Below are 21,355 nucleotides of genomic sequence, written 5' to 3'. Positions count from 1 at the left end.
CTCTTTTTCTGGAGTACATTATGACGAACAGGGACGATTATTCGCTGCACGATCACTTCTAGGTTCATTCTACTGGACAAGCCATGCAAAGGTTGCTGCAACCTGTCGGGTGGGTGCTCATGAATAAACACTACTTTTGCCGTCATTTGCTGGAAAAGTAGTGTCTGCGTCTATCTTAAATGAAACATGCCGCTGCTTATGGCCGTGACCTTCACTTTGGGTTCATACTGCCAGATCATTTCTGTCCGGCGGGTTTCGTATTGCAGTTTCATCGCTTCACGGTCCAGAACCGCCTGGCGGGCCTTCTCCTGCTCTGAATCCCTTTCTTCATCCACGGGGACGGCCTGTTCAGCAGCAAGTTTCGCATCCGAGTGTGTCTCCAATCCAGTCATGTCTGCGGATATTCGATTCACAGGAGGTACACGGGAGTGATCCGTCGCAATAGACTGGAACCTCATGGAATTAGTCCCAGGCTCTTGCCCGGTGGAAGCAGAATCACGATCAGCTCCTGTGGAATTGTCGTCTAACTCAACCTCAGGCGTATCCTCCCTCAGTACGGCTTCGTAATAAGCATCAACCACAGCAAGCTCCAGGTCCAGTCGTGCCTTGGCTTGTTCAGCCCAACCATAATCCAGTTCCAGCAGACGCCTGGTAAGGTGTGTCTCGAGTGCTGCTCCAGCATCCGATAGCGATACCTTGGCTGTCTGGACATGCATGTTCTCAGCCAGCCTTGGGCTGAGGTCTCGCCGGTTCAGCTTGGAACCAAATTTTTCGATAATTTCACCTGTACGAAGGGAGATGCCAAGAAAATGGAGCTCCTCCCGTTTCAAATCACAGGCGAATTCCACTTTGAAACATACACCAAGCCATGGTTCATATACAGCTGGTGCAGCAGCGCGCAGCTGACGTTTGGGTGCCTGCTCAAACAGGTTCACAAATGCGCCGCCTTCACGGGCGGCCTCGAAGATCTGCTGCAGTCTGCGGCTGCCATAGACGACGTCTTCACGCAGGATGCGGCCAGGCCCGAGCTGCGGCAAAGCTGGAGTAATGCCGAAATAGCGGCCAAGAATGGTTTCTTTAGGTGCATCTGCTCCAGAACCAGAACCCGCGCTGCCTGGGCCGACAGGTCCATTCTGACTTGCAGAGAGCGAGGGAGATGCCTGAGCGGCTCTGGCTTCTGCAGCATCGATAGCTTGCTGATACGCTGCCGGATCAAAAACGAACGTAAAGGACATCGTCTCCGCCGGAGCCCCAGTGCGCTCAACAAATCCCCAATAGTACGGACGGTTGGTTAAAGCCTTGTCCGCTTCCGGCGATAATTTAACGGTTATATGTGCAGGAGAACGCTCCATGATCTGGCATTCCATGGCTTCGAGATAGGTTGTCACATAGGCCTGAACTTCTTGAGGTGACATGGTCATGGTCAGTGTCCTCCTTTGCCCAGATCCAGAAGGGAGACGGTCGGCACTTCATCGGCGACTTCACGCTGAATGGAATTCAGCGATTGTCCAAGCGAATCCATTTTGCGGCGAATGTCATCTTCGTTTTGGGATTCGAGCATGATCTTGTAGAGACTCTTTTCAATGGATTCCTTTTTCTCGAGCCGTTCCAGAATAACATCCAGTCCGCCGATGACCATCTCGAACATGTTGATTTTTTCATGCAGCAGATTCAGGATATGTTCTTCAATTGTGCCTGTCGTCGACAGATTGTAGATGTTGACGTCATTTTGCTGTCCCAGCCGATGTACCCGGCCAATTCGCTGCTCTACGCGCATGGGGTTCCAGGGGAGGTCGAAATTAATCATGTGATGGCAAAATTGAAGGTTAATGCCTTCTCCACCGGCTTCGGTTGCGATCATGGCCTGGACACGGCCTCGGAACAGGTCCATCATCCAGTCCTTTTTCCCCCGGTTCATGCCGCCACGATACGGAACAGCCGTGAGTCCGTTGTTGCGAAAATAATTCAGCAGATACTCCTGCGTGGCACGGTATTCGGTGAAAATGATGACTTTCTCATTCATGTTTCGAATCAGTTCCATCGTTTTCTCGGCCTTTGTATTTTCTTTAATGGCCTTGATATGGGCAACCAGATCCCAAATTTTGTCCCGGAGCGGGGAGTCAAGCGGGAGTTTCTTGGACAGATTGACCAGCGTAACAAATACGGCATCCCGGCTGCTGCACACTTCCCGCTGCAGCGTAACAAGTGAGAGCATGCTGCTCAGGTTTCCACCGGCCTCCTGATATTGATCTTTCACAAAGGAGGTTACCCCATCATAGAGTGCCTGTTCTTCAGGAGATAGCTGCAAATTCACATTGGAAACATTCCGCTTGGTGAACTGTACTGGCCCTTCACCGCGGCGGTTCCGAATCATGACTTTGGACAATTCGTCCTTAAGCTGCTCCTGGTTTTTGGGGATTCGTTTATCCACGACAAAGTTGGCACTAAAGTCACCTTGACGTCCCAGCTGGCCCGGCTTCAGCAAGTTTATTAGATTGAACAGCTCGCTCATGTCATTTTGTACCGGTGTAGCGGTCAGCAGCAGACAATATTTTTTTCGCAGTTTCAGCATGAATTGATAGTTGGTCGTTTTTTTATTTTTGAGTTTGTGGGCTTCGTCAATAATGATCATGTCATAGTCCGTACTCAGCAAGATGTCCTTATGCGGATCTCGCTTAGCCGTATCCATCGAAGCCACAACCACTTCATTTTGCCAGGAATAGGCTTTTTTCTGCGCAACTGCGGGAATGCCAAACTTTGAATTCAGCTCTCGTACCCATTGAAGTACAAGGGATGCAGGCACGAGAATGAGGACCTTGGATACGAGACCGCGGACCATATATTCTTTCAAAATCAGACCGGCTTCTATGGTTTTTCCCAGACCGACCTCATCGGCAAGAATGGCACGGCCTGACATTTCAAATAATACTTTGCGTGCAGTGTCCATCTGGTGCGGAAGCGGGGTCAGTCCCTGCAAATGCTTCAGACACTGTATTTCATCAAAATTGGGAATCAGATTGGTCTCTTCGGCTTGAATGCCAAGTTGAAAGAGTCTGTAGTCTCCCCAAGGACCGCCTTTATCGAGCCGTGACTCCAGTTGGGTCAGCCAACTGCGATCGAATTCGAGCGGAACGGGCAGTTCTGCTGCAGGTTGATTCATGTGAAGCGGATGTTTCCGGTTCATGGTGATGCCTCCCCTGCCATACATGATGACGTTTTATTCGTAGCTCATAGTATGGACGAATGAGAGGCAGTTCATAACCAACCTCCAAATAAGGTGCGAATCCGAACCGTTATGTCCCAAAAAAATTCACAAATTTTGAATGAGAGAGTCTGATGGCGTAAGAGCGAGCTAGTCCAAGTACAAGACAAATAAAAAGAATAGCTGTGACTTAAGTCACATGGAAAATCAATATATGGTGTACTATACTGAATATAAATCACTATATGTGGTGTATTGGCATATTTTAAACACATAATAGAAATGTAATGGGATTTTGGGGAGGCTGTCAAACATAATGAATTCGAACAAATTGTCGCACAAGTTGGAAGGACTAAGTGAAAAAATATTTTTGGACCGTTATGCCTGGAAGGATGCCGATCCAAACCATGCCAAGGTAGGAGATGTAGTACTCGTTCTGACGAAAGATGACCCGAAGTTTCCGACAAAGGAAGTGGGGGAAATCATCGAACGGCAGGGTCAGATGGTGAAAGTGAAGACTCGCAGTGGAGAAACAATCCAGACGGAAGTGGAGAAGCTCACACTTAATATAGAAAAAACACCGGAGGAGATGTGGGACCGGCTCGCGAGAGCGATGGCATCTGTAGAATCCACTCCGGAAGAACAGCAAAAATGGCAATCCAAGTTCCGGGCTGTACTGGACGATTGGAAGCTGGTTCCGGGGGGCCGAATTGCTGCTGGTGCGGGTGCTAGCGATGAGCTGACCCTCTTTAACTGTTATGTTATACCTTCTCCTCAGGACAGTCGGGGTGGCATCATGAAAACGTTGACTGAAATGACGGAGATTATGGCTCGCGGTGGTGGCGTTGGCATCAACCTGTCGTCACTCCGTCCACGTCGTGCCGTTGTTAAAGGGGTCAATGGATCTTCCAGCGGTTCGGTATCCTGGGGCGGCTTATTCAGTTATACGACTGGGCTGATTGAACAGGGAGGCAGCCGCCGGGGAGCACTTATGCTGATGATGAACGACTGGCATCCGGATGTGATGGATTTTATTACGGTCAAACAAACGATGGGGCAGGTTACCAATGCCAATCTGTCCGTATGCGTGAGCAACGCATTTATGGAAGCCGTCAAACAGGACGGGGACTGGGAACTTGTTTTTCCGGATACGAGCGACCCCGATTATGATAACGAGTGGAACGGGGATCTGCAGCAATGGAGGGAAGCCGGGCGCCGTGTTATCCATTACCGCACAGTAAAGGCCCGGGATATATGGCGTACAATTATCGATTCGGCCTGGAAATCAGCAGAGCCGGGTGTTGTCTTTATGGAGTATTACAATCAGATGTCCAACAGCTGGTATTTTAATCCGATTATATGTACCAATCCATGCGGCGAACAAGGCCTGCCAGGATGGGGCGTCTGCAATCTATCGGCTATCAACTTATCCAAATTTTACGATGAGGTCAGTCATGATGTAGCGTGGCAGGAGCTGGCAGAGACGACACGTATTTCAGCCAGATTCTTGGACAATGTGATTGATGCGACACCTTATCATTTTGAGGAAAATCAGAAAAATCAGCAGCGGGAGCGCCGGGTTGGATTAGGCACGATGGGTCTCGCGGAGCTGATGATTAAGCTGCGCATCCGGTACGGCAGTCCGGAGTCACTTGAATTTCTGGATAAACTGTATGGCTTTATCGCAAAAGAAGCATACCTCGCATCAGCAGAGATTGCGGCCGAGAAGGGGGCATTCCCTGCCTTTGAAGTGGAGCCGTATTTACAGAGTGGATTTATGAAAAATCTGGTCGGGACCTATCCCGAAGTGGGAGAGGCCATCCGCAAGCAAGGCATTCGTAATGTAACGCTTATCACGCAGGCCCCAACAGGAAGTACGGGAACGATGGTAGGTACGTCGACAGGGATTGAACCATACTTTGCGTTTAAATATTTCCGTCAAAGCCGGCTCGGTTACGATGAGCAGTTTGTCCCTATCGCCCAGGAATGGCTGGATGAACACCCTGGAGAGGAACTTCCTGACTATTATGTAACGGCGATGGATCTGTCAGCCGAAAATCATATTCGGGTACAGGCAGCGATTCAACAGTGGGTGGACAGCTCTATCTCGAAGACGGCTAACTGTCCGGCTGATTTTACGGTTGAAGATACGGCTCAGTTGTATGAGCTAGCTTTTGATCTCGGTTGTAAGGGCGTCACGATTTACCGGGACGGCAGCCGCGATGTACAGGTCCTATCCACGACGAAGAAAGAAGAGGCGAAGAGCGAAGTAAGTGAACAAACTAATGTGACAGATCCGGTAAAAGAAACAAGTGCTGCAAACGAAACGGCAGTCTTCACGTCCGCACCTTCAGAGACAGAGAACGAGGGCAAAACAAGTGTGGCCGCTTCGCCCGCAGCCAAAGTACTGGATAAACAGTACAAGAGTCGTCCGCAGGTACTACGGGGAGCAACGTACAAAATAAATACTCCGTTTGGCATGGCTTACATTACGATCAACGACCTGGGTGGCATTCCGGCCGAGATCTTCCTGAACGTGGGTAAAGCCGGTTCCGATGTATTCGCTATGGCGGAAGCGCTGGGAAGAGTGTGCTCCCTGTTCCTGCGATATGGTGACCACGGACATAAAGTGGAGCTTCTTATCAAACACCTGAAAGGCATCGGTGGTTCGGGAGCGATTGGCTTTGGTGTAAACCGGGTAGAGTCCATTGCAGACGCAGTAGCGAAGGCGCTCGAAAGTCATGTACAGAGCACCCCTCAAGAAAGTGCATCCTCTACTAATGAAGAGGCAGACCAGAGGGTGGATCGAATTTCTGAATCGGCGATTGTCGACGAACCGTTAGTAACCTATACAGCATCGAGAGATTTGTGTCCTTCCTGTGGTTCAGCTTCATTGATCAATATTGAAGGCTGCAAGACTTGCAGCCAATGTGGATACAGCAAATGTAATTAGAGGATAGACATCATCCAGGTTAATGTGATGAGAAGAATCCGGTAAGGGTGACCAGCACTTTGGTCGCCCTTTTTGTATGACCTGACGTAGAATTAGCGGGCTTCTAAGGATGATTTCAACTAGAAGATTCCCGGAATAAAAGAGGATTCGTCCTTTTCACCTCCAGAGTCCTAGGCATCTAGAAGCATTTATTGGCGAAACTTTCAATCCGGCTGGGGATAGGTTTATAATGGATTGTGGCTGCTGAGAAAGTGGGCGGTCTTTTTGTATTGATATGGTAGTGAGGTAATATTACCCAGCCCAAGAAAAAGACTGTATTAAACGACAATTTTGGAGTATGATTTTACAGCTATATTAGCTGGCAGGAAAGGTTACATCGTTTCACCACTTTGTAACTACTGCTGTAATTTATCTCACTGCGCTTGAGCGTATAATGCTAAACGTGAGTGTTGATCGATATATTGGAAATGAATGACGAAAGGTGCAATACGTATGTTAATGACAACCAGAATCACGATGCGAAGCCAAGTTGATTTGCAACTGCCCCGGACATCCACGATGTGGGCCCGAAGCAACAAGGAGGGGCGCGAATGTCACAAACGTTGAACAACAGGCGGCATATGAACGGACTGGATGGTCTGCGGGCCATTGCCGTGCTTGCTGTGATTGGGTATCATCTTAATCTGGGATTTATTCCCGGCGGTTTGCTTGGTGTAGGCATTTTCTTTGTTTTATCAGGTTATCTGATTACAGATATTCTTGTGTCCCAATGGCAGGAACATGGACGCATATCACTCGGTGATTTTTGGGTGAGACGAATCAGACGTCTCGTGCCTGGCATGCTTACCATGACTGCAGTGGTAATGATTTGGCTTCTCTTCACAGATCCTTCCCGGCTTGCTGCCCTGCGTGGGGACGTTATATCGGGTGTATTATACATAAGCAATTGGTGGTATATCTTCCACCATGTATCCTATTTCGAGAGTTTCGGTCCTCCATCACCGTTCGGACATTTCTGGTCGCTTGCCGTGGAAGAGCAGTTTTACCTGGTGTGGCCGCTGCTCCTTATCCTTTCGATTAAGCTGTTCAAAAGAAAGGGATGGCTCGTTGTTTTCATTCTTGTAGCCGCTGAGTTATCTGCTGGTGCAATGGCTATTCTATATAATCCGAATCTGGACCCAAGTCGTGTATACTATGGAACGGACACGCGTGCTTTTGCATTGCTGGCCGGGGCTGCACTGGCTGTTGTGTGGCCAAGCCGCAAACTGTCCTCCTCCCTTGCAAGCCATAATCGAGCCGTGCTTGATGTATCCGGCTTGGCAGCGCTGGCCTTGCTGGTCTACATGATGCTGAACAGCAGTGAATATGAACCATCGCTTTACCAAGGGGGGATGGTACTTCAAGCCATAGCTACTACGCTGCTGGTCGCTGTATTGGCTCATCCCGCTTCGATGCTGGGACGCCTGATTGGTGCCAAACCGCTGCGGTGGATTGGGGAGCGTTCCTATGGGCTCTATCTCTGGCATTATCCTGTGATAATCCTGACAAGTCCTGTGGTCGATACGGGAGGTTTACATCCAGTTCGAATGATTCTGCAGGTGGCAGCAACGGTAGTGCTGGCTTCACTATCATTGAAGTTTATCGAAAATCCAATCCGCTATAATGGATTCCGTGATACCTGGTCCCGGCTATGGGGTAGAGGGCGAAACGGTATCAGTACGCATCAGATTTGGTTGAAGCGGGGCGGAGTGGTGATGTCTGTTCTGTTTATGTGCTTCACCGTGTCACAGATGATGATTTCCTCTGCGGCGAACTCCGACTCACATTCTGTATCGATGTCTACCACATTGAATGGAGAACATGCAGTGCATGAAGAGATAGGACAGGATGTTCTTCCGGCTCCTGTTGATACTGCAGGTTCCGGCCAGAAGCCGGCACCGCAGAAGAACGACAAGCCTGCAGATGATGGTGGCAATCAGCAAGACAAGCCAGCAGAGCAGACGTCGAAGCCAGATACGCCTTCCACAACGGAAAAACCGGCATCCGATGAAGGAGATGGAACGGCTGCTGATGAGCCGAACCAGACTGCTGGAGATGCTGCTGGAAATAAGGATCATGCCGATGATAACGGGACTGATACTGCGGAGAACCCGGATCAGCCGGGAGATGCTTCGCAAGAGGGTGAAGACAAAGCTCCCCCTGCTGAAGACGGCAAGATCCACTATACCGTAATAGGGGATTCGGTCATCCTGGATGCCAAGCCTTATTTGGAACAACATATGTCCGGGGTACACGTGGACGGTCATGTTGGCCGTCAGATGTGGGAGGCAGCCGATGTCCTGGATGGGCTCAAACGAAACGATCAGCTGGGCAATCAGGTTGTCCTGGAACTGGGAACCAACGGTTCATTCAATTCCAAAAGCCTGGATTCCGTGCTGGATTACCTCAAGGATGAGAATCATGTATATCTGGTTACTGTCCGGGTCCCTCGTCCTTGGGAACGAACGGTTAACAGAGCACTGAACGAAGCAGCCTCATCCTACAGTAATGTTTCCCTCATTGATTGGAACAGTGCAAGCGAAGGGCACGACGAGTACTTTGAAAAAGATGGCGTACATTTGACGAAGGAAGGCTCGGAAGCTTTTGCAGCACTTATCAAAAGCAGCATGAAATAAATTGAACTTATTCTTTTTCATACGAAATAGATTGTTTGCTTAAAGAGCTCTCACATCGAGAGCTCTTTTTGTTCTATTTTTCAAGTAACACGCTATTGGGTGGGGCATCCGATATTTTTCACCCCATCATCCGTGGATCGTCACCTTACGTTATGATAGCGTTACCATTTACAATGAGGGTATTCAAACAGCCAAGGGGGAGTATAGAGATGTTAAGAAGATGGCTTTCGGGTTTTGTGGCAATTGCCTTGTTTTCGATGGTACTCGCGGCCTGCAGTGGCGGTGATGCTTCGGAAGGAACGGGCAGCAGCGATAAAGTCACGGTTACGCTGTGGCATAACTGGACCGGACAGGATGCAAAGGCAGTAGCCATGCGAAAAATCATTGAAGATTTCCGGGCAGCACATCCAGATATTGAAGTCGTGGATGAGGGCTTGCCAACAGACGGCCTTAAAACAAGGCTCCGTACTGTAGCAGCTGCAAACGAAATGCCGGATTTGTTTGTTATGTGGCCGGATGCCATGACAAAAGAGTTTGTAAAAGGCGATCTGCTTCAGCCCATTAACTCAGAGCTGGATGCGAAGCCGGAGTGGAAGGACAACTTTATCCCGAACGCTCTGGATGGATATACGGTTGACGGAAACATCTACTCCGTGCCGATGAATCTGGCGCCAAGTTCCTTCATTTATTACAACGAAGCACTGTTTAAACAGTATAACGTCAAAGTTCCTGAAACGTGGGCTGAATTGGAACAGGCCATTGCAACGTTTAATGAGAACAAGGTTATTCCAATGGCACTGGGGAACAAGGCAAACTGGGTTGCACAATCAACGATCTTCAGTACCTTGGCAGACCGAATTACGGGTACAGATTGGTTTCTGAAAGCAGCAGCCCAGGATGGTGCCAGTTTTACCGATCCGCAATTCATCGAGGCATTAAACAAAATGCAGGAGCTTGGTAACAGCAAAGCATTTCAGGATGGGTTCAACAGCATTGACGAAACCCAGATGATGCAGCTGTATTTTCAGGGGAAAGCAGCCATGGTCATGAATGGTGGATGGGCCCTGGCGAACCTGGTGAACAATGCACCTGCAGAGGTATTGGACAACACACATATTACTATTCTTCCCCCAGTAGATGGTGGTGAGGGAGAGCCAAGAACCACATCAGGCGTGGTAGGTACCGGTTTGGGTGTAAGCAAAAAACTGAGTGGGGCCCAAAAAGAGGCAGCCATGGAGCTGTTCTACGCCCTGGCAGGACCTGATGGCCAAAAGGCTACGCTCGATAGCAGTACACTCGTTAGCTACAACATTGAGTTGGATAAATCCAAGGCACATCCTTTGTTCGTCGAGTTGTATGACTTGATGCAGGAAGTGAAGATTAATCCGGTTTACGATTCCAAGCTGGGGTCTGCAACGGTTGAAGTTATTAATAATGGATTGCAGGAACTGCTGATGGGCGGCAAAGCGGAAGATATCGCCGCCAAAATTCAGGCTGCACAAGCCAATGCCGCTGGCAACTAACAGAATGAATGAGGAATAGGTTGTAGATTGGAAACGCTCGGTGAATCGTACTTCATGGGATTAACTGAGGAGTTATAGCCCCTTCCCGGCAGGGGAGGGGTTTTCCGTTTCATTTACAGGCTTTCAATGTGTGAAGGAGATATGTAAGGCATTAATGAAGGGAAGTGAAGGAATGAATGCACTGCGCAGTCGTCGCTTTATCATGCTGGGGCTTGCTCCGGCAGTCATCATATATGCATTGTTTGTATTTGTTCCGGTTGTATGGTCAGCCTATTACGGCTTCTTCAACTGGTCCGGCATCGGGGAGTCCAAATATATCGGTCTGAATAACTATGTGGAGATCTGGCATGACCCAGTATTCTGGCGGGCACTGAAAAATAACGTCATTTTTGTACTGGCCTCCGTGTTCGGTCAGATTCCGTTAGCGCTGATGCTCGCGGTCATTTTACACAAAAGCAATCCACTGCAGCGCTTCCTGCGCTCTGCTGTCTTCCTGCCCATGGTCTTGTCTACCGTCGTTATCGGCATGATCTGGCAGTATATCTATCACCCGCAGATCGGGATCCTGAACTTCCTGCTGGATGCGCTCGGCCTGGAGAGCTGGAAGCTGCAATGGCTGTCTGACGATAAAATTGCCATCTTCTCTCTCGTACCGCCACTGCTGTGGAGCTTCGTTGGTTTGTATCTGATTATTTTCATCTCTGCACTGCAAAACATTCCTGGTGAAATTCATGATGCTGCCAAAATTGACGGCGCTTCGGGCATCCGTAAGCTGGTGTCGATCTCACTGCCCATGATCTGGGGAACCGTGCAGGTTGCGATCATTCTGTGTATTTCGGGTAGTCTGAAATCATTTGATCTGGTGTACATCATGACCAAAGGTGGTCCGGCTCATGCAACCGAGCTGCTCGCTACGTATATGTATAATTCCACCTTTACAACCTACCGTTACGGTTTCGGTAGTGCAATCTCGACAACCATCGTATTGATCTCCTTGCTGCTTATCGGAACAAGCCAGTGGGTGACCAGTCGCAAAAGAAAAGAGAACTAGAAGAGAGGGGGAACTGTAAATGAGTACGACACCTGTAACGATGCCATCACCAGGAAGAGCTTCAAGCCATCCGGTTCGCCGGCTGCGCAGCGGAATTGTTTGGACGCTGCTGACGGTGTATGGTATTTTAACATTGTATCCGTTTTACTGGCTTGTGATCAGTGCGTTCAAAACGAATGAAGATTTCTACAGCAGACCATTTGGTTTGCCGGCCCAATGGAATGTAGCCAATTTCAGCAATGCGTGGGAAAGCTCCAGATTGGGTACGGCATTTGGCAACTCACTGGTGGTATCCTTGGGATCATTGATTTTGACTTTGTTTATTGCAGCTCTAGCCTCATTCATACTGGCACGATTCCAGTTCCGCTGGAAAGGGCTTGTCATGACCTTTTTTGTTGTAGGTATGCTGATTCCCATTCATAGCACACTGGTTCCTTTGTTCATTCTGATGAAGCAGATGTCCCTATTGAATACGTATTGGGCATTAATCCTGCCGTATACGGCCTTTGCATTGCCAACTGCCATCTTTGTACTGACGGCATATCTGACGAGTGTACCACGTGATATTGAAGAGGCGGCATTTATCGATGGAACAGGTCTGTGGGGACTATTTACCCGGATCATGCTGCCGATGTCAGTGCCTGCCTTGTCCACCGTTACGATTCTGAGTTTTTTGCATGCTTGGAATGACTTTTCGTTCGCACTTGTATTCATTAACAAGACAGGATTGAAAACGCTACCGCTGGCGATTGCGAACTTCGCAGACGGATACCAGACGGATTATGGATTAACGCTGGCCGCCATGACACTGTCGGTTATTCCGACCATTATTCTATATCTTGTTTTTCAGGAACAGGTTATGAAAGGCATGACGGCTGGAGCGGTTAAGGGATAAACGAATGCGCATCCAGAGGAGGAAATGAATTGGGAAGCTGGCTCACATCATCGCTGCAGAGGAAGCTCTCGGTTGTCGTAACTGCCTCCATGATTGTGCCGCTGCTGGCGCTGGGTCTGTTCGCATTTCTGATCTCTTCCCGCATTACCGAGCAGAAGACGAAGCTGTCCGGTATGGACACGCTGAAACAGGTGGAAGCCAATCTTCGCTACATGCTGCAGGACGCCGAGAATATTTCGATTTTCCTGATTGGAGAGCGCGATATTCAGCAGTATCTGAGCCGAAATGAAGATCATGAACTGGACCGCGTGGATATTGTCGGCAGGATGACCAATCTGGCGGCGTCTAAAAAATATATTGCGAATATAGCGATATATCCGGATCGGTTTGATGCTGTTCTGACAACGGCTACCTGGTATGAACCGGGTACTTCCGATCCTCCAGCTCCTCCTGGCGATGCGGTAAAAATGTGGACCGGCGTCTACCCGGTTCGCAACTATGCAGGCATACAAAATGTGATCACGTTGGTGCGTCCCATCCGCAGCATTCATGATTATCGACCCATCGGATGGCTTGCGATCAGCCTGGATGAAAAGGCCATTTCCAAAGACTGGGCTGCGCTCGGACTTGGCAGAGGTGAAGGGCGTCTGGAGCTGGTCGGACAATCCGGAGAGATCCTGTCCTCCATGGACAAATCAAGGCTTGGGCAGACTCTGGAGCAGGTCGAACCTGAGTTACAGACGCTGATTCGGCAGAGTGGGAGCGGGACGACTACGTATGGCAGCGGAGAAAACAAACGGACGCTGCTCTATTACCCGGAACAGCTGACTGGATGGACGTTGACTGGAACAGTTCCTTACGATCAATACAAGTCGGAGAACGGTTATATTCTGATTCTCACGGCTGTAGCCGTGGTGGCTTCTGCTGTAATCTGTGCAGGGCTGGTCTGGTTTACCGTCCGCCGCGTGACAAGGCCGCTCCGTGTGCTCACCAGGCACCTATCCCGTATTGACCCAGATCGGCCGCTGCCCTTGTTTCGATCTGAGAGTGATGATGAGATCGGCAGACTGGGAGAGAGTTACAATCTGCTCGGTGCACATATCGAGAGCCTGAAGGAAGAGGTTATACAAGGGGAAGCTCGCAAGAAAGAAGCTGATCTCAGGGCACTTCAGGCACAGATCAATCCCCACTTTCTGTATAATACCCTTTCGTCCATTCACTGGATTGCCCTGATGTCAAAAGAGAGCCGGATTGCAGATATGGTCGAAGGTTTAAGTGATTTCCTGCGCATCAGCCTAAATAACGGCAAGGATTTCTGTCCTGTTGGGCAGGAGATTGCCCATATCCAGCATTATGTTCGGGTGCAGTCCATCCGCTTCCCTGATAAATTTTCGGTGCACTATATTGTGGATCCTGCACTGGAGCAGCGGATGATGCTGAAGCTTCTGCTGCAGCCGCTCGTTGAGAATGCCATGGTACATGGTATTCAGCCCAAGAATGGTCCGGGAACGATCACCATCATGATTCGTCAAGATCAGGATGAAGCACGAATAAACGTACTGGTGCTGGATGATGGTGTCGGCATGGAGCAGGAGAGGCTAGAACAGCTGAAGGAAAGACTGCCGGAAGTGAATCCCACTGCTGGTGGCTACGGGATCCACAACGTTAATGAGAGATTGCTGCTCCATTATGGTGCGGCTTCTCAGCTTGAAATGGACAGCCGTGTCGGTGGAGGGACCCGTATTTCATTTTCCATACCCTTTCTGGAGGAATCGCCATGAGACTACTGATTGTCGATGATGAAGTGATCATTCGCACCGGACTTGCCAGCGTTATTGCCTGGGGCGAGCTGGGAATTGATCTCCTTACACCAGCAGCCTCGGCAGAAGAAGCGTTGTCCCGGTTGGCTGAGGAGCGTCCGCACATTCTGATGACTGACATCCGCATGACTGGCAAGACAGGTCTTGAACTTGCAAATGAAGGACTGCAATTGCTGCCTGAGATGGAGGTCATTATTTTGTCAGGCTACGATGACTTCTCTTATGCTCAGCAGGCGATTCGGCAGGGTGTGACGGATTATCTGTTAAAAACGAGCAAACCGGAAGAGATCATCAAAACGGTTCTTCAGGCCAAGCAGAGAGTTATGGACCGCTGGACAGAAAAGTCCAAGGAAGGGCGACTTTTACAGGAGAATAAACAGCGGTTGTTTGAACGGTGGGTTATTGAAGGTGATGTGATCACAGGTTCGTGTCCAGCATTTTTGAAGCCGGGCGCGGCGGAGTCTGCTGGTGTATCATGGGACGGCAGTCAGGTCTATCAGCAGGTTGTATTCGTTATTCGTGCGCAAGGATGGAGTCGCTCTTCTGCAGCACTTCTGAGATTTGCCGTGCAAAATATGCTGGAGGATATGCTGCCTGGTGCAGCGACCCATATTCATAAGGAACAGATTATTGGTGTAATGCAGGTAACGAGCAGGCAGCAGGAATTACTGAACACGCTGGGAACGGTAGTTAATCATATAGAGCAGCTTCTGAAATGTACGCTCCGTGCAGCAGTAGGGCAGCCGGTTTGTGGCGAGGTACACCTTCACGAAAGCTATTTAACGGCAACCGCAGCGTATCAATATATGAGTCTACTTGACGATAAAATTTGGAGCATCGAGCATGTAAAACACCGCAAGGGTGGTAAAACATTACTTACGCATGAAGAGGAAACCGTGCTGGGTACCCTTTTGCTCGATAATGACCCTGTCGCGCTCACCACATGGACACGGGAGCTTGTGAAAGAACTCATGTTAGACCCGGAAGTAACACCAGAATCGTTCAATGCCTGTTTGCATTCTGCGGTCATTGCAGGACAACGCTGGCTGGTTCGCACGATGCGTGCAATAGGAAGAGAAGAGCCTGTACGATATGATCCATGGGTGCCGGAACCAGATGCTGGGGACCTTCAGGATATGCTGTTTCACCATTTATATGGTCTGATGCATACATATTACAGTCAAATGGGCCAAGGGCAGGCTTCACACGTGCAAAAGGCCATTGCCTACATGGAATCCGGATTGGCACAAGAAATCAGTCTACAGCAGGTGGCTGGTCAAATCCATTTGCACCCTGGACATCTCAGCGAACTGTTCAAGAAAGAGACAGGTACAACGTTTGGGGATTTTGTAACGAATATGCGTATTCGGCGGGCGATGGAGATGCTGGCAGTCTCTCCTGCAAAAGTCAGTGAAGTGGCTGCCATGAGTGGGTATGAAGACGTAAAATACTTTAGCAGGCTGTTCAAAAAACATACAGGCAAGACCCCGAGTGAATTTCGCGAAGAGGCGTATGCATTCAAGCCTTCGGGAAGTTAGCAGACATGAATGGTTGTACTTGTTTCTGCAAACGTTTTCGATCATGTGGAATGATTCAGGGATCTGGGGAGCGAGGCATATGATGAAGAAGAGTGATTCAATTCAGGATCTGTCAGGTCAATGGAAGATCCAGCATTTTGAAGTCGGGGAAAAACGGACGATGGACATTGCAGCTGCTGCACTGGATGACCGTTTCTGGATCGGGGCCGAAGTGCCAGGGGATGTTCATTCGGCCTTGGTGGCGAGGAGCATAATTGATCCGCCATACTACGGGCATAACGATGTCAAGAGCCGCTGGATTGAGCAAAAGGAATGGTGGTATCGTACCAACTTTAACCTGGTGAAGGCGGAAGAGGATCAGGAACATTTCGAGCTTGTCTTCGAAGGTTTGGATACGTTCGCAACCGTCTATGTGAACGGACATGAGGTGGGGAAAACAGCCAATATGCTCATGTCCCATACCTTCGATGTTACGACACTGGTCCGCCATGGGTGGAACGCCATTGCAGTTCGATTCGATCCGCTGTCTCTGCACAACCGGGACAAAGAGACATTCGACTGGTCATCCTATACGAAGGAACGGCCTTGGCTGCGCAAGGCAGCGATGAATTTCGGCTGGGACTGGGGACCACGCATGGTTACTGTCGGCATCTGGGGTGCAGTCCGGTTGGAGAGACACAAGATAGCGAAGCTGGATAGTGTGTATGCCCGGACCAAGTCTGTCAGCCAAGAACAGGCGGTTATTGACGTTACGGCAAAAGTGAAATCGGTGATGTCCTTCCGAAGCAGACAGCAGCTGAAGCAAGCTGTGGTCACGACATGTGATGTTCGCTTGTTGGATGCTGGAGGTGAGGAAGTGACTCAAGCTGCTGCGCTGACTGTCCAAGATGGACAGGCGGATACAACGCTGGCTGTGCCTTCACCGCGATTGTGGTGGACGCATGATCTGGGTGAACCGTACCTGTATACACTGGAGGTAGTCTTATACGCCGATGGAATTGAAGTAGACCGTTATCGCGAGCCCTATGGGATAAGAACCATTGAACTTGCCCTCCATAATGAACAGGGAGAAGACGCATTTGCTTTTATACTGAACGGAATCAAAATGTATGCCAAGGGGGCCAACTGGATACCCGCTGATCATCTAATTGGTGCTATTCCCGACTCGAGATATCGGGAGCTCATTGAGCTGGCTGTCGAAGGAAACATGAATATGCTGCGAGTGTGGGCAGGCGGCATCTATGAGAAGAATGTTTTTTATGATGAGTGCGATCGGCTAGGGTTGTTGGTGTGGCAGGATTTTGCCTTTGCCAATGCATTATTTCCTGACTTCAATCAAGATTTTATGGAGAATGTCAGATGCGAAGTTGAAAATAATGTGATCAGGCTGCGGAACCGGGCATCCCTTGCCCTCTGGTGCGGCAATAACGAGATTGACTGGCTTTACGATATGAAGTCTGCCAGCGGAGATATCACGAGTCCGTTCTATGGAGAGCTGATCTATCATGAGCTGATTCCTGAGGCTCTGGAACGTCTGGATCCGTCCCGTCCGTATTGGCCGTCTTCACCGTTTGGAGACAAGGATGGCAATGATGCCAATGATCCGGATGTTGGCGACCGTCACAACTGGCAGGTTTGGCATGGTTCTGTTTACCCAAGAAAACACGGTGAACCGCCGCTGCTTGACTACAGCATTGAGGGCGTAACATTTAAAAATTTTAAAAAGGATTATGCCTTGTTCAGCAGTGAATTCGGCATGCATGCTTCGGCCAACCGTTATACGCTGGAGAAAAATATGCCTGAAGGGCAGTTCTACTGGGGAAGTCCGGAGATGGCCTATCGCAACAAGGATACCAATCACCAAAAGGGCATTCTTCTGATGGAAGGCTACACGGGCATTCCACAAACGATTGAAGAATACATGAATTATTCGATGCTGACTCAAGCGGAAGGCTTACGGTACGGAATTGAACATTTCCGGAGGATCAATCATCGGAATAGTGGTGCGCTTGTGTGGCAACTGAATGACAGCTGGCCGGGAACGAGCTGGTCCATGATTGATTTTGAACTGCTGCCCAAGGCATCCTTTTATTATGGGAAGACTTTCTTCCATCCGATTCTACTGTCACTGGAGCATGAGCCAGGCGATCCGCTTGCATTATGGGTCGTGAACGATAAACTTGAGGGGTTACAGGGACATCTTCGAATTAATGTATATCAGCTGAATGGGGAGAAAGTATATTCGGATACACTGCAGGTGGAAGTCGAACCCCAATCTTCTTCAAAGGTTGGAGTATTAAGTGAAGCAGCAGTGCTGCAGGGCAGACGTGCGGAAGAAGTCATGATTGAACTCGTATCGGAAGGATTTGCTGCCCCACTTAACCGATATTTCCTGCGTGATCCGAAGGACATTGCGCTGCCGTTGTCTCAGCTGAGTGTGCATGTCAATGAGGAGGAGCAGTCTGTTACCGTTACAGCCAGCGGTGCCATCGCAAGATTGGTTAAACTGGAGCTTCCGCTGGGACGTGTGCGGTTCAGTGACAACTATTTCGACTTGCTTCCAGGGGAGAGCCGAACGGTGTATTTACGTCATCCAGAGATGAGATTGCTACCCCTGAATGCACTTCGGGTAAGTGCAATGAACGGTCACGAAGTGTAATTGCAAAATGAACCAAAACATGCCGGGTGGCTTCTAAACAGAAGCCACCCGGCATGTTTGATTTGAATTAAATGCTATCGATTTCGAGCGGTCGCTAGCGCAGCGATTCGTAACGCTGTTGAAAGGAGGATTCCATCTCCACCTGACGAGCAAGCTGTTGTTTCACTTTACTGCTGCGAATCACCTGAAGCTGCTTCAATAATTCCATCGATTGAAATTGATCAGAAGCCATCCGAATGATGATCTCGGCGAGTACGTCCGCATCTTCTAGTGCTGCATTGAGCCCAAAGGCTCCTGTAGGCGTCATGGTATGTGCCGCATCGCCGAGCAGAACCACATTGTCCTGAGTCCATGACTCGCTGTAACTGCTCTCTACCGATAACAGTACAAAATCGCTCCAGGTCTGAATATGTGCAGCGACTGATTCCGCGAGACACGGGAAGGCTTCCACAAGTTTCTCCACAAAAGGGGCAAAGGGCTGCTCACGCAGCTTGGAGAAGGAACCCTGTGGAATATTCCAGCCAATCTGTACATACCCGCCGTATTGGGAGAACAGCGCCAGCTGCTGACCGTTCATGCTCGCCATACGAACGGCTGGTTCCCAGCCTACAGGAGCAGGAATTCGCGCCCATAACAGATCATAACCATGCTTGCGTATATCCGGGGTGAGGCCAGAATATTTTCGTACAGCAGAATATCTCCCGTCCGCTCCGACAATAATGGCTGCTTCAACAGAAGAGGGAACACCATTTTGCCGAACATTGATGCCTACCGTTTTTCCTGTCTTATCTCTAAGCAGTCCGGTCATCACCGTATTAAACAGTACCGTCTCGTGATTGTGCGGCAGGGCCTGTGATTGTGACACGATAAAGTCCAGCAGGTGATCCTGCGGAACATGGATGCCCACATGCGATTCTCCCTCACCAGGGTAAACCGTGTGGATAATCTGTCCGTTCTCCCAGTATTGAATCTGCTCCAAAGGCATGGCTCCTAGCTGTGCTACGCCCGCATAGAGTCCATGCTTGCTCAGCACAGCTTCACCGTCCTGGTTAAGCAGTTCACCGCGAAATGACTTGTGCAGATGAGGCTGGCGCTCAATTAGTGCTGTTGATATTCCTTGGCGGTTCAACAAGTAAGACAGGAGGGCACCGCCTGGTCCGGCTCCAACAATACAGACATCTACTTGTAATGGATTATTGTCATTCATATATAAAATTCCCTTGCTAAGTTATTATATTACTTTATGATAACAAATTTATAAAAATTATTAAGTAACTAAAAGTAACTTTAAGATACTAGTTATTATAAACAAACACGCTTCAATTTTGCAATAGGCAGTTGTGACTTTACTTAGAAGTGGACTCAAGCCTGCGCTGTTTTCCCGCTTCTTGAAGGGAGGGCAGGCTTGAGAACACAGAGGTAAGATACATCCGCCCGAATGATACACGGTCTAGGTGATCAGACGATTGGTGATTCGGGCGACACGTTCTCCAAGTGCTTTGCCAAGAGCAATTCCTTGATCGCTTAACAAAACGTCACTATCCACTGGGCAGGTAACTCCAACGCCATAATAAGAACCATATAAGGCGTTGTCAGCAAAGTTTCCTGGCAGCCCGGTTATAATCATTCCCTGATGCAGCATCGGTGTCAGCAAATGCAGTAATGTCGATTCGAGCCCTCCGTGTTCTGTGGCAATCGTACAGAATACAGCACCTACTTTATCCACGAGTTTCCCCTGGGCCCATAGGTAACCCAACTTGTCGATCCATTTTTTCAGACCGGAGCTGATTGAACCGAAATGACCTGGGCATCCCCATATAATGGCATCCATTTCCGCCAGTTTGTACACATCTGCTTCTTCGGTGGAGTGCAGATGAACGGTGGACCCGTGCACACTGGCTGCCCCGGCTGCAATCGCCTTAGCCAGCGCCTGTGTATGACCGCCCTCGCTATCGAAAACAATATAAATATTCAAGCTCCACTACCTCCTCAAAATGCATCATTTATCTTTGCTATGAGGTAGCTTGTCACATGTATCGCAAAAATAAGCATGAACTTTACAAACAACAATGGATCCATGGAGCAATCGTATTTTTCACAAACAAAAAAGTACAAATATGTTACAATGTTAGGAAGGTTATGACGAAAGGCAGGAGGAACGTTTATGAGCCTGGATACGGAGCAAAACTCTCAATTGGCAAACATTGATCAATTGTTGGAGGCCTTCTTCAGATATAAAAATAAGGTATTGGACCAGCAGCAGAAAACAGAAACAAACTGCAAACTGAATCCGACTAAGAGTCATATATTGGGCATGCTTTTAAGGGAACAGCGCTGTATGGCTGTCGATGTGGCAAGGCAGCTCAGCTTATCATCCGGCGCTACCACCATTGTTTTGAATCAGCTGGAGAGTGAAGGGTTGATTCAGCGGGTACGCAGTGAAGAGGATCGAAGAATTGTGTGGTTATCCCTGACGGAGGATGGAGAGCAGCTGGCCAAATCCCTGAACGCAAACCGTGGACGTATGACATGGGAACTGTTACAAGCGCTTACGGAAGAAGAACAGCAGCAGATGATAGGCATGCTTAAGAAAATTGAACTGAAGCTGTTGGAAAAAATGAAAGTTTTGGAACAAACACATCGTTAAAATGGCATTGAAGCGTCAGTCTTCAAGGTTCGCCCCGGGTTGGGACGAATGTTGAAGGCTGACTTTTTTTCATGTTATAAGCTGATTATTACAGATGGAATCGTTGAATGTGGTCCATTAGGCCAATCTCCATCAGAATCTCTTTTTGTTTCTGTCCAAGCAGGTCAAAATGGGGAAAAGGCTGACGTCGATGGATATAGCGCGGATCAAGACCGTGCTCCAGACACCATTGTTCAAGGCGTTCCAGATTCGAGCAGCCTACTTTGGTTACGCTTGTAATGCCCGGGAAACGCGGGTCTATCCAAAAATGAGTAAGATAAGCAAGTTCGCCGCGTGATACACGGTCTTTCCATTCTGACAACTCCTGCCGATTAATTCCAAATGCCATAGAT

At 49.1% G+C, this 21,355-nt stretch carries 14 protein-coding genes; 9 read left to right on the top strand and 5 right to left on the bottom strand.

From position 1 onward, the window contains the following. Positions 1-170: 170 nt before the first annotated feature. Positions 171-1,421, bottom strand: coding sequence for a YqhG family protein (locus tag CHI14_RS08275; protein ID WP_095287948.1), 1,251 nt, complete (start codon positions 1,419-1,421; stop codon positions 171-173). Positions 1,422-1,423: 2 nt separating this feature from the next. Continuing rightward, positions 1,424-3,184, bottom strand: a complete 1,761-nt coding sequence (locus CHI14_RS08270; RefSeq protein ID WP_095287947.1) for a DEAD/DEAH box helicase — start codon at positions 3,182-3,184, stop codon at positions 1,424-1,426. A 334-nt stretch (positions 3,185-3,518) separates the two neighbouring features. Between CHI14_RS08270 and CHI14_RS08265 the strand changes: the two genes are divergently transcribed. The 8 genes from CHI14_RS08265 (at position 3,519) to CHI14_RS08230 (ending at position 18,316) form a co-directional block, all read left to right on the top strand. Further along, complete coding sequence (locus CHI14_RS08265; protein ID WP_095287946.1) at positions 3,519-6,155, top strand: adenosylcobalamin-dependent ribonucleoside-diphosphate reductase; 2,637 nt, start codon at positions 3,519-3,521, stop codon at positions 6,153-6,155. Between the two features lie 590 nt (positions 6,156-6,745). Beyond that, on the top strand, positions 6,746-8,830 hold the full coding sequence (locus CHI14_RS08260) for an acyltransferase family protein (RefSeq protein ID WP_095287945.1): 2,085 nt from the start codon (positions 6,746-6,748) through the stop codon (positions 8,828-8,830). A gap of 209 nt (positions 8,831-9,039) precedes the next feature. After that, the gene (locus tag CHI14_RS08255; RefSeq protein ID WP_095287944.1) at positions 9,040-10,353 is read left to right on the top strand and encodes an extracellular solute-binding protein; all 1,314 of its coding nucleotides are present in this window, start codon (positions 9,040-9,042) and stop codon (positions 10,351-10,353) included. 172 nt (positions 10,354-10,525) lie between these two features. Further along, positions 10,526-11,404: a carbohydrate ABC transporter permease gene (locus tag CHI14_RS08250; RefSeq protein ID WP_095287994.1), complete on the top strand. Its 879-nt coding sequence runs from the start codon at positions 10,526-10,528 to the stop codon at positions 11,402-11,404. Positions 11,405-11,444: 40 nt separating this feature from the next. Next, positions 11,445-12,299 (top strand): carbohydrate ABC transporter permease, encoded by an 855-nt coding sequence (locus CHI14_RS08245; protein WP_249281049.1) that lies wholly within the window; start codon positions 11,445-11,447, stop codon positions 12,297-12,299. Between the two features lie 29 nt (positions 12,300-12,328). Continuing rightward, positions 12,329-14,080, top strand: coding sequence for a sensor histidine kinase (locus CHI14_RS08240; RefSeq protein WP_095287942.1), 1,752 nt, complete (start codon positions 12,329-12,331; stop codon positions 14,078-14,080). Further along, entirely contained in the window at positions 14,077-15,657 is a 1,581-nt protein-coding gene (locus tag CHI14_RS08235; protein WP_095287941.1) for a helix-turn-helix domain-containing protein, read from the top strand. The genes CHI14_RS08240 and CHI14_RS08235 overlap by 4 nt, the downstream gene beginning before the upstream one ends. A gap of 82 nt (positions 15,658-15,739) precedes the next feature. Beyond that, a complete protein-coding gene (locus tag CHI14_RS08230; protein WP_481856394.1) occupies positions 15,740-18,316 on the top strand; it encodes a beta-mannosidase in 2,577 nt (858 codons plus the stop codon). 94 nt (positions 18,317-18,410) lie between these two features. On the opposite strand, the gene CHI14_RS08225 is transcribed toward CHI14_RS08230, so the two are convergent. Together CHI14_RS08225 and CHI14_RS08220 are read right to left on the bottom strand one after the other, a co-directional pair. Further along, the gene (locus CHI14_RS08225) at positions 18,411-19,523 is read right to left on the bottom strand and encodes an FAD-dependent monooxygenase (RefSeq protein ID WP_095287939.1); all 1,113 of its coding nucleotides are present in this window, start codon (positions 19,521-19,523) and stop codon (positions 18,411-18,413) included. Between the two features lie 243 nt (positions 19,524-19,766). Continuing rightward, on the bottom strand, positions 19,767-20,291 hold the full coding sequence (locus CHI14_RS08220) for an NAD(P)H-dependent oxidoreductase (RefSeq protein ID WP_095287938.1): 525 nt from the start codon (positions 20,289-20,291) through the stop codon (positions 19,767-19,769). A 189-nt stretch (positions 20,292-20,480) separates the two neighbouring features. Here CHI14_RS08220 and CHI14_RS08215 point away from each other — a divergent pair, with 189 nt between their 5' ends. Further along, positions 20,481-20,963 (top strand): MarR family winged helix-turn-helix transcriptional regulator, encoded by a 483-nt coding sequence (locus CHI14_RS08215; protein ID WP_095287937.1) that lies wholly within the window; start codon positions 20,481-20,483, stop codon positions 20,961-20,963. 88 nt (positions 20,964-21,051) lie between these two features. Here the strand turns inward: CHI14_RS08215 and CHI14_RS08210 are convergent, their stop codons facing one another. After that, positions 21,052-21,351: a hypothetical protein gene (locus CHI14_RS08210; RefSeq protein ID WP_095287936.1), complete on the bottom strand. Its 300-nt coding sequence runs from the start codon at positions 21,349-21,351 to the stop codon at positions 21,052-21,054. Positions 21,352-21,355 lie beyond the last annotated feature (4 nt).

Source organism: Paenibacillus sp. 7516 (assembly GCF_002272715.1).
GTDB lineage: Bacteria > Bacillota > Bacilli > Paenibacillales > Paenibacillaceae > Paenibacillus > Paenibacillus illinoisensis_A.
This window is presented reverse-complemented; position numbering and strand designations above follow the sequence as displayed.

Excerpts from the sequence above, each read along its gene's own strand:
- CHI14_RS08250 (WP_095287994.1), top strand. The coding sequence starts at position 10,526 with ATGAATGCACTGCGCAGTCGTCGCTTTATCATGCTGGGGCTTGCTCCG.
- CHI14_RS08245 (WP_249281049.1), top strand. The coding sequence starts at position 11,445 with ATGCCATCACCAGGAAGAGCTTCAAGCCATCCGGTTCGCCGGCTGCGC.
- CHI14_RS08265 (WP_095287946.1), top strand. The coding sequence starts at position 3,519 with ATGAATTCGAACAAATTGTCGCACAAGTTGGAAGGACTAAGTGAAAAA.
- CHI14_RS08275 (WP_095287948.1), bottom strand. The coding sequence starts at position 1,421 with ATGACCATGTCACCTCAAGAAGTTCAGGCCTATGTGACAACCTATCTC.
- CHI14_RS08225 (WP_095287939.1), bottom strand. The coding sequence starts at position 19,523 with ATGAATGACAATAATCCATTACAAGTAGATGTCTGTATTGTTGGAGCC.
- CHI14_RS08235 (WP_095287941.1), top strand. The coding sequence starts at position 14,077 with ATGAGACTACTGATTGTCGATGATGAAGTGATCATTCGCACCGGACTT.
- CHI14_RS08215 (WP_095287937.1), top strand. The coding sequence starts at position 20,481 with ATGAGCCTGGATACGGAGCAAAACTCTCAATTGGCAAACATTGATCAA.
- CHI14_RS08230 (WP_481856394.1), top strand. The coding sequence starts at position 15,740 with ATGAAGAAGAGTGATTCAATTCAGGATCTGTCAGGTCAATGGAAGATC.
- CHI14_RS08255 (WP_095287944.1), top strand. The coding sequence starts at position 9,040 with ATGTTAAGAAGATGGCTTTCGGGTTTTGTGGCAATTGCCTTGTTTTCG.
- CHI14_RS08210 (WP_095287936.1), bottom strand. The coding sequence starts at position 21,351 with ATGGCATTTGGAATTAATCGGCAGGAGTTGTCAGAATGGAAAGACCGT.
- CHI14_RS08270 (WP_095287947.1), bottom strand. The coding sequence starts at position 3,184 with ATGAACCGGAAACATCCGCTTCACATGAATCAACCTGCAGCAGAACTG.
- CHI14_RS08260 (WP_095287945.1), top strand. The coding sequence starts at position 6,746 with ATGTCACAAACGTTGAACAACAGGCGGCATATGAACGGACTGGATGGT.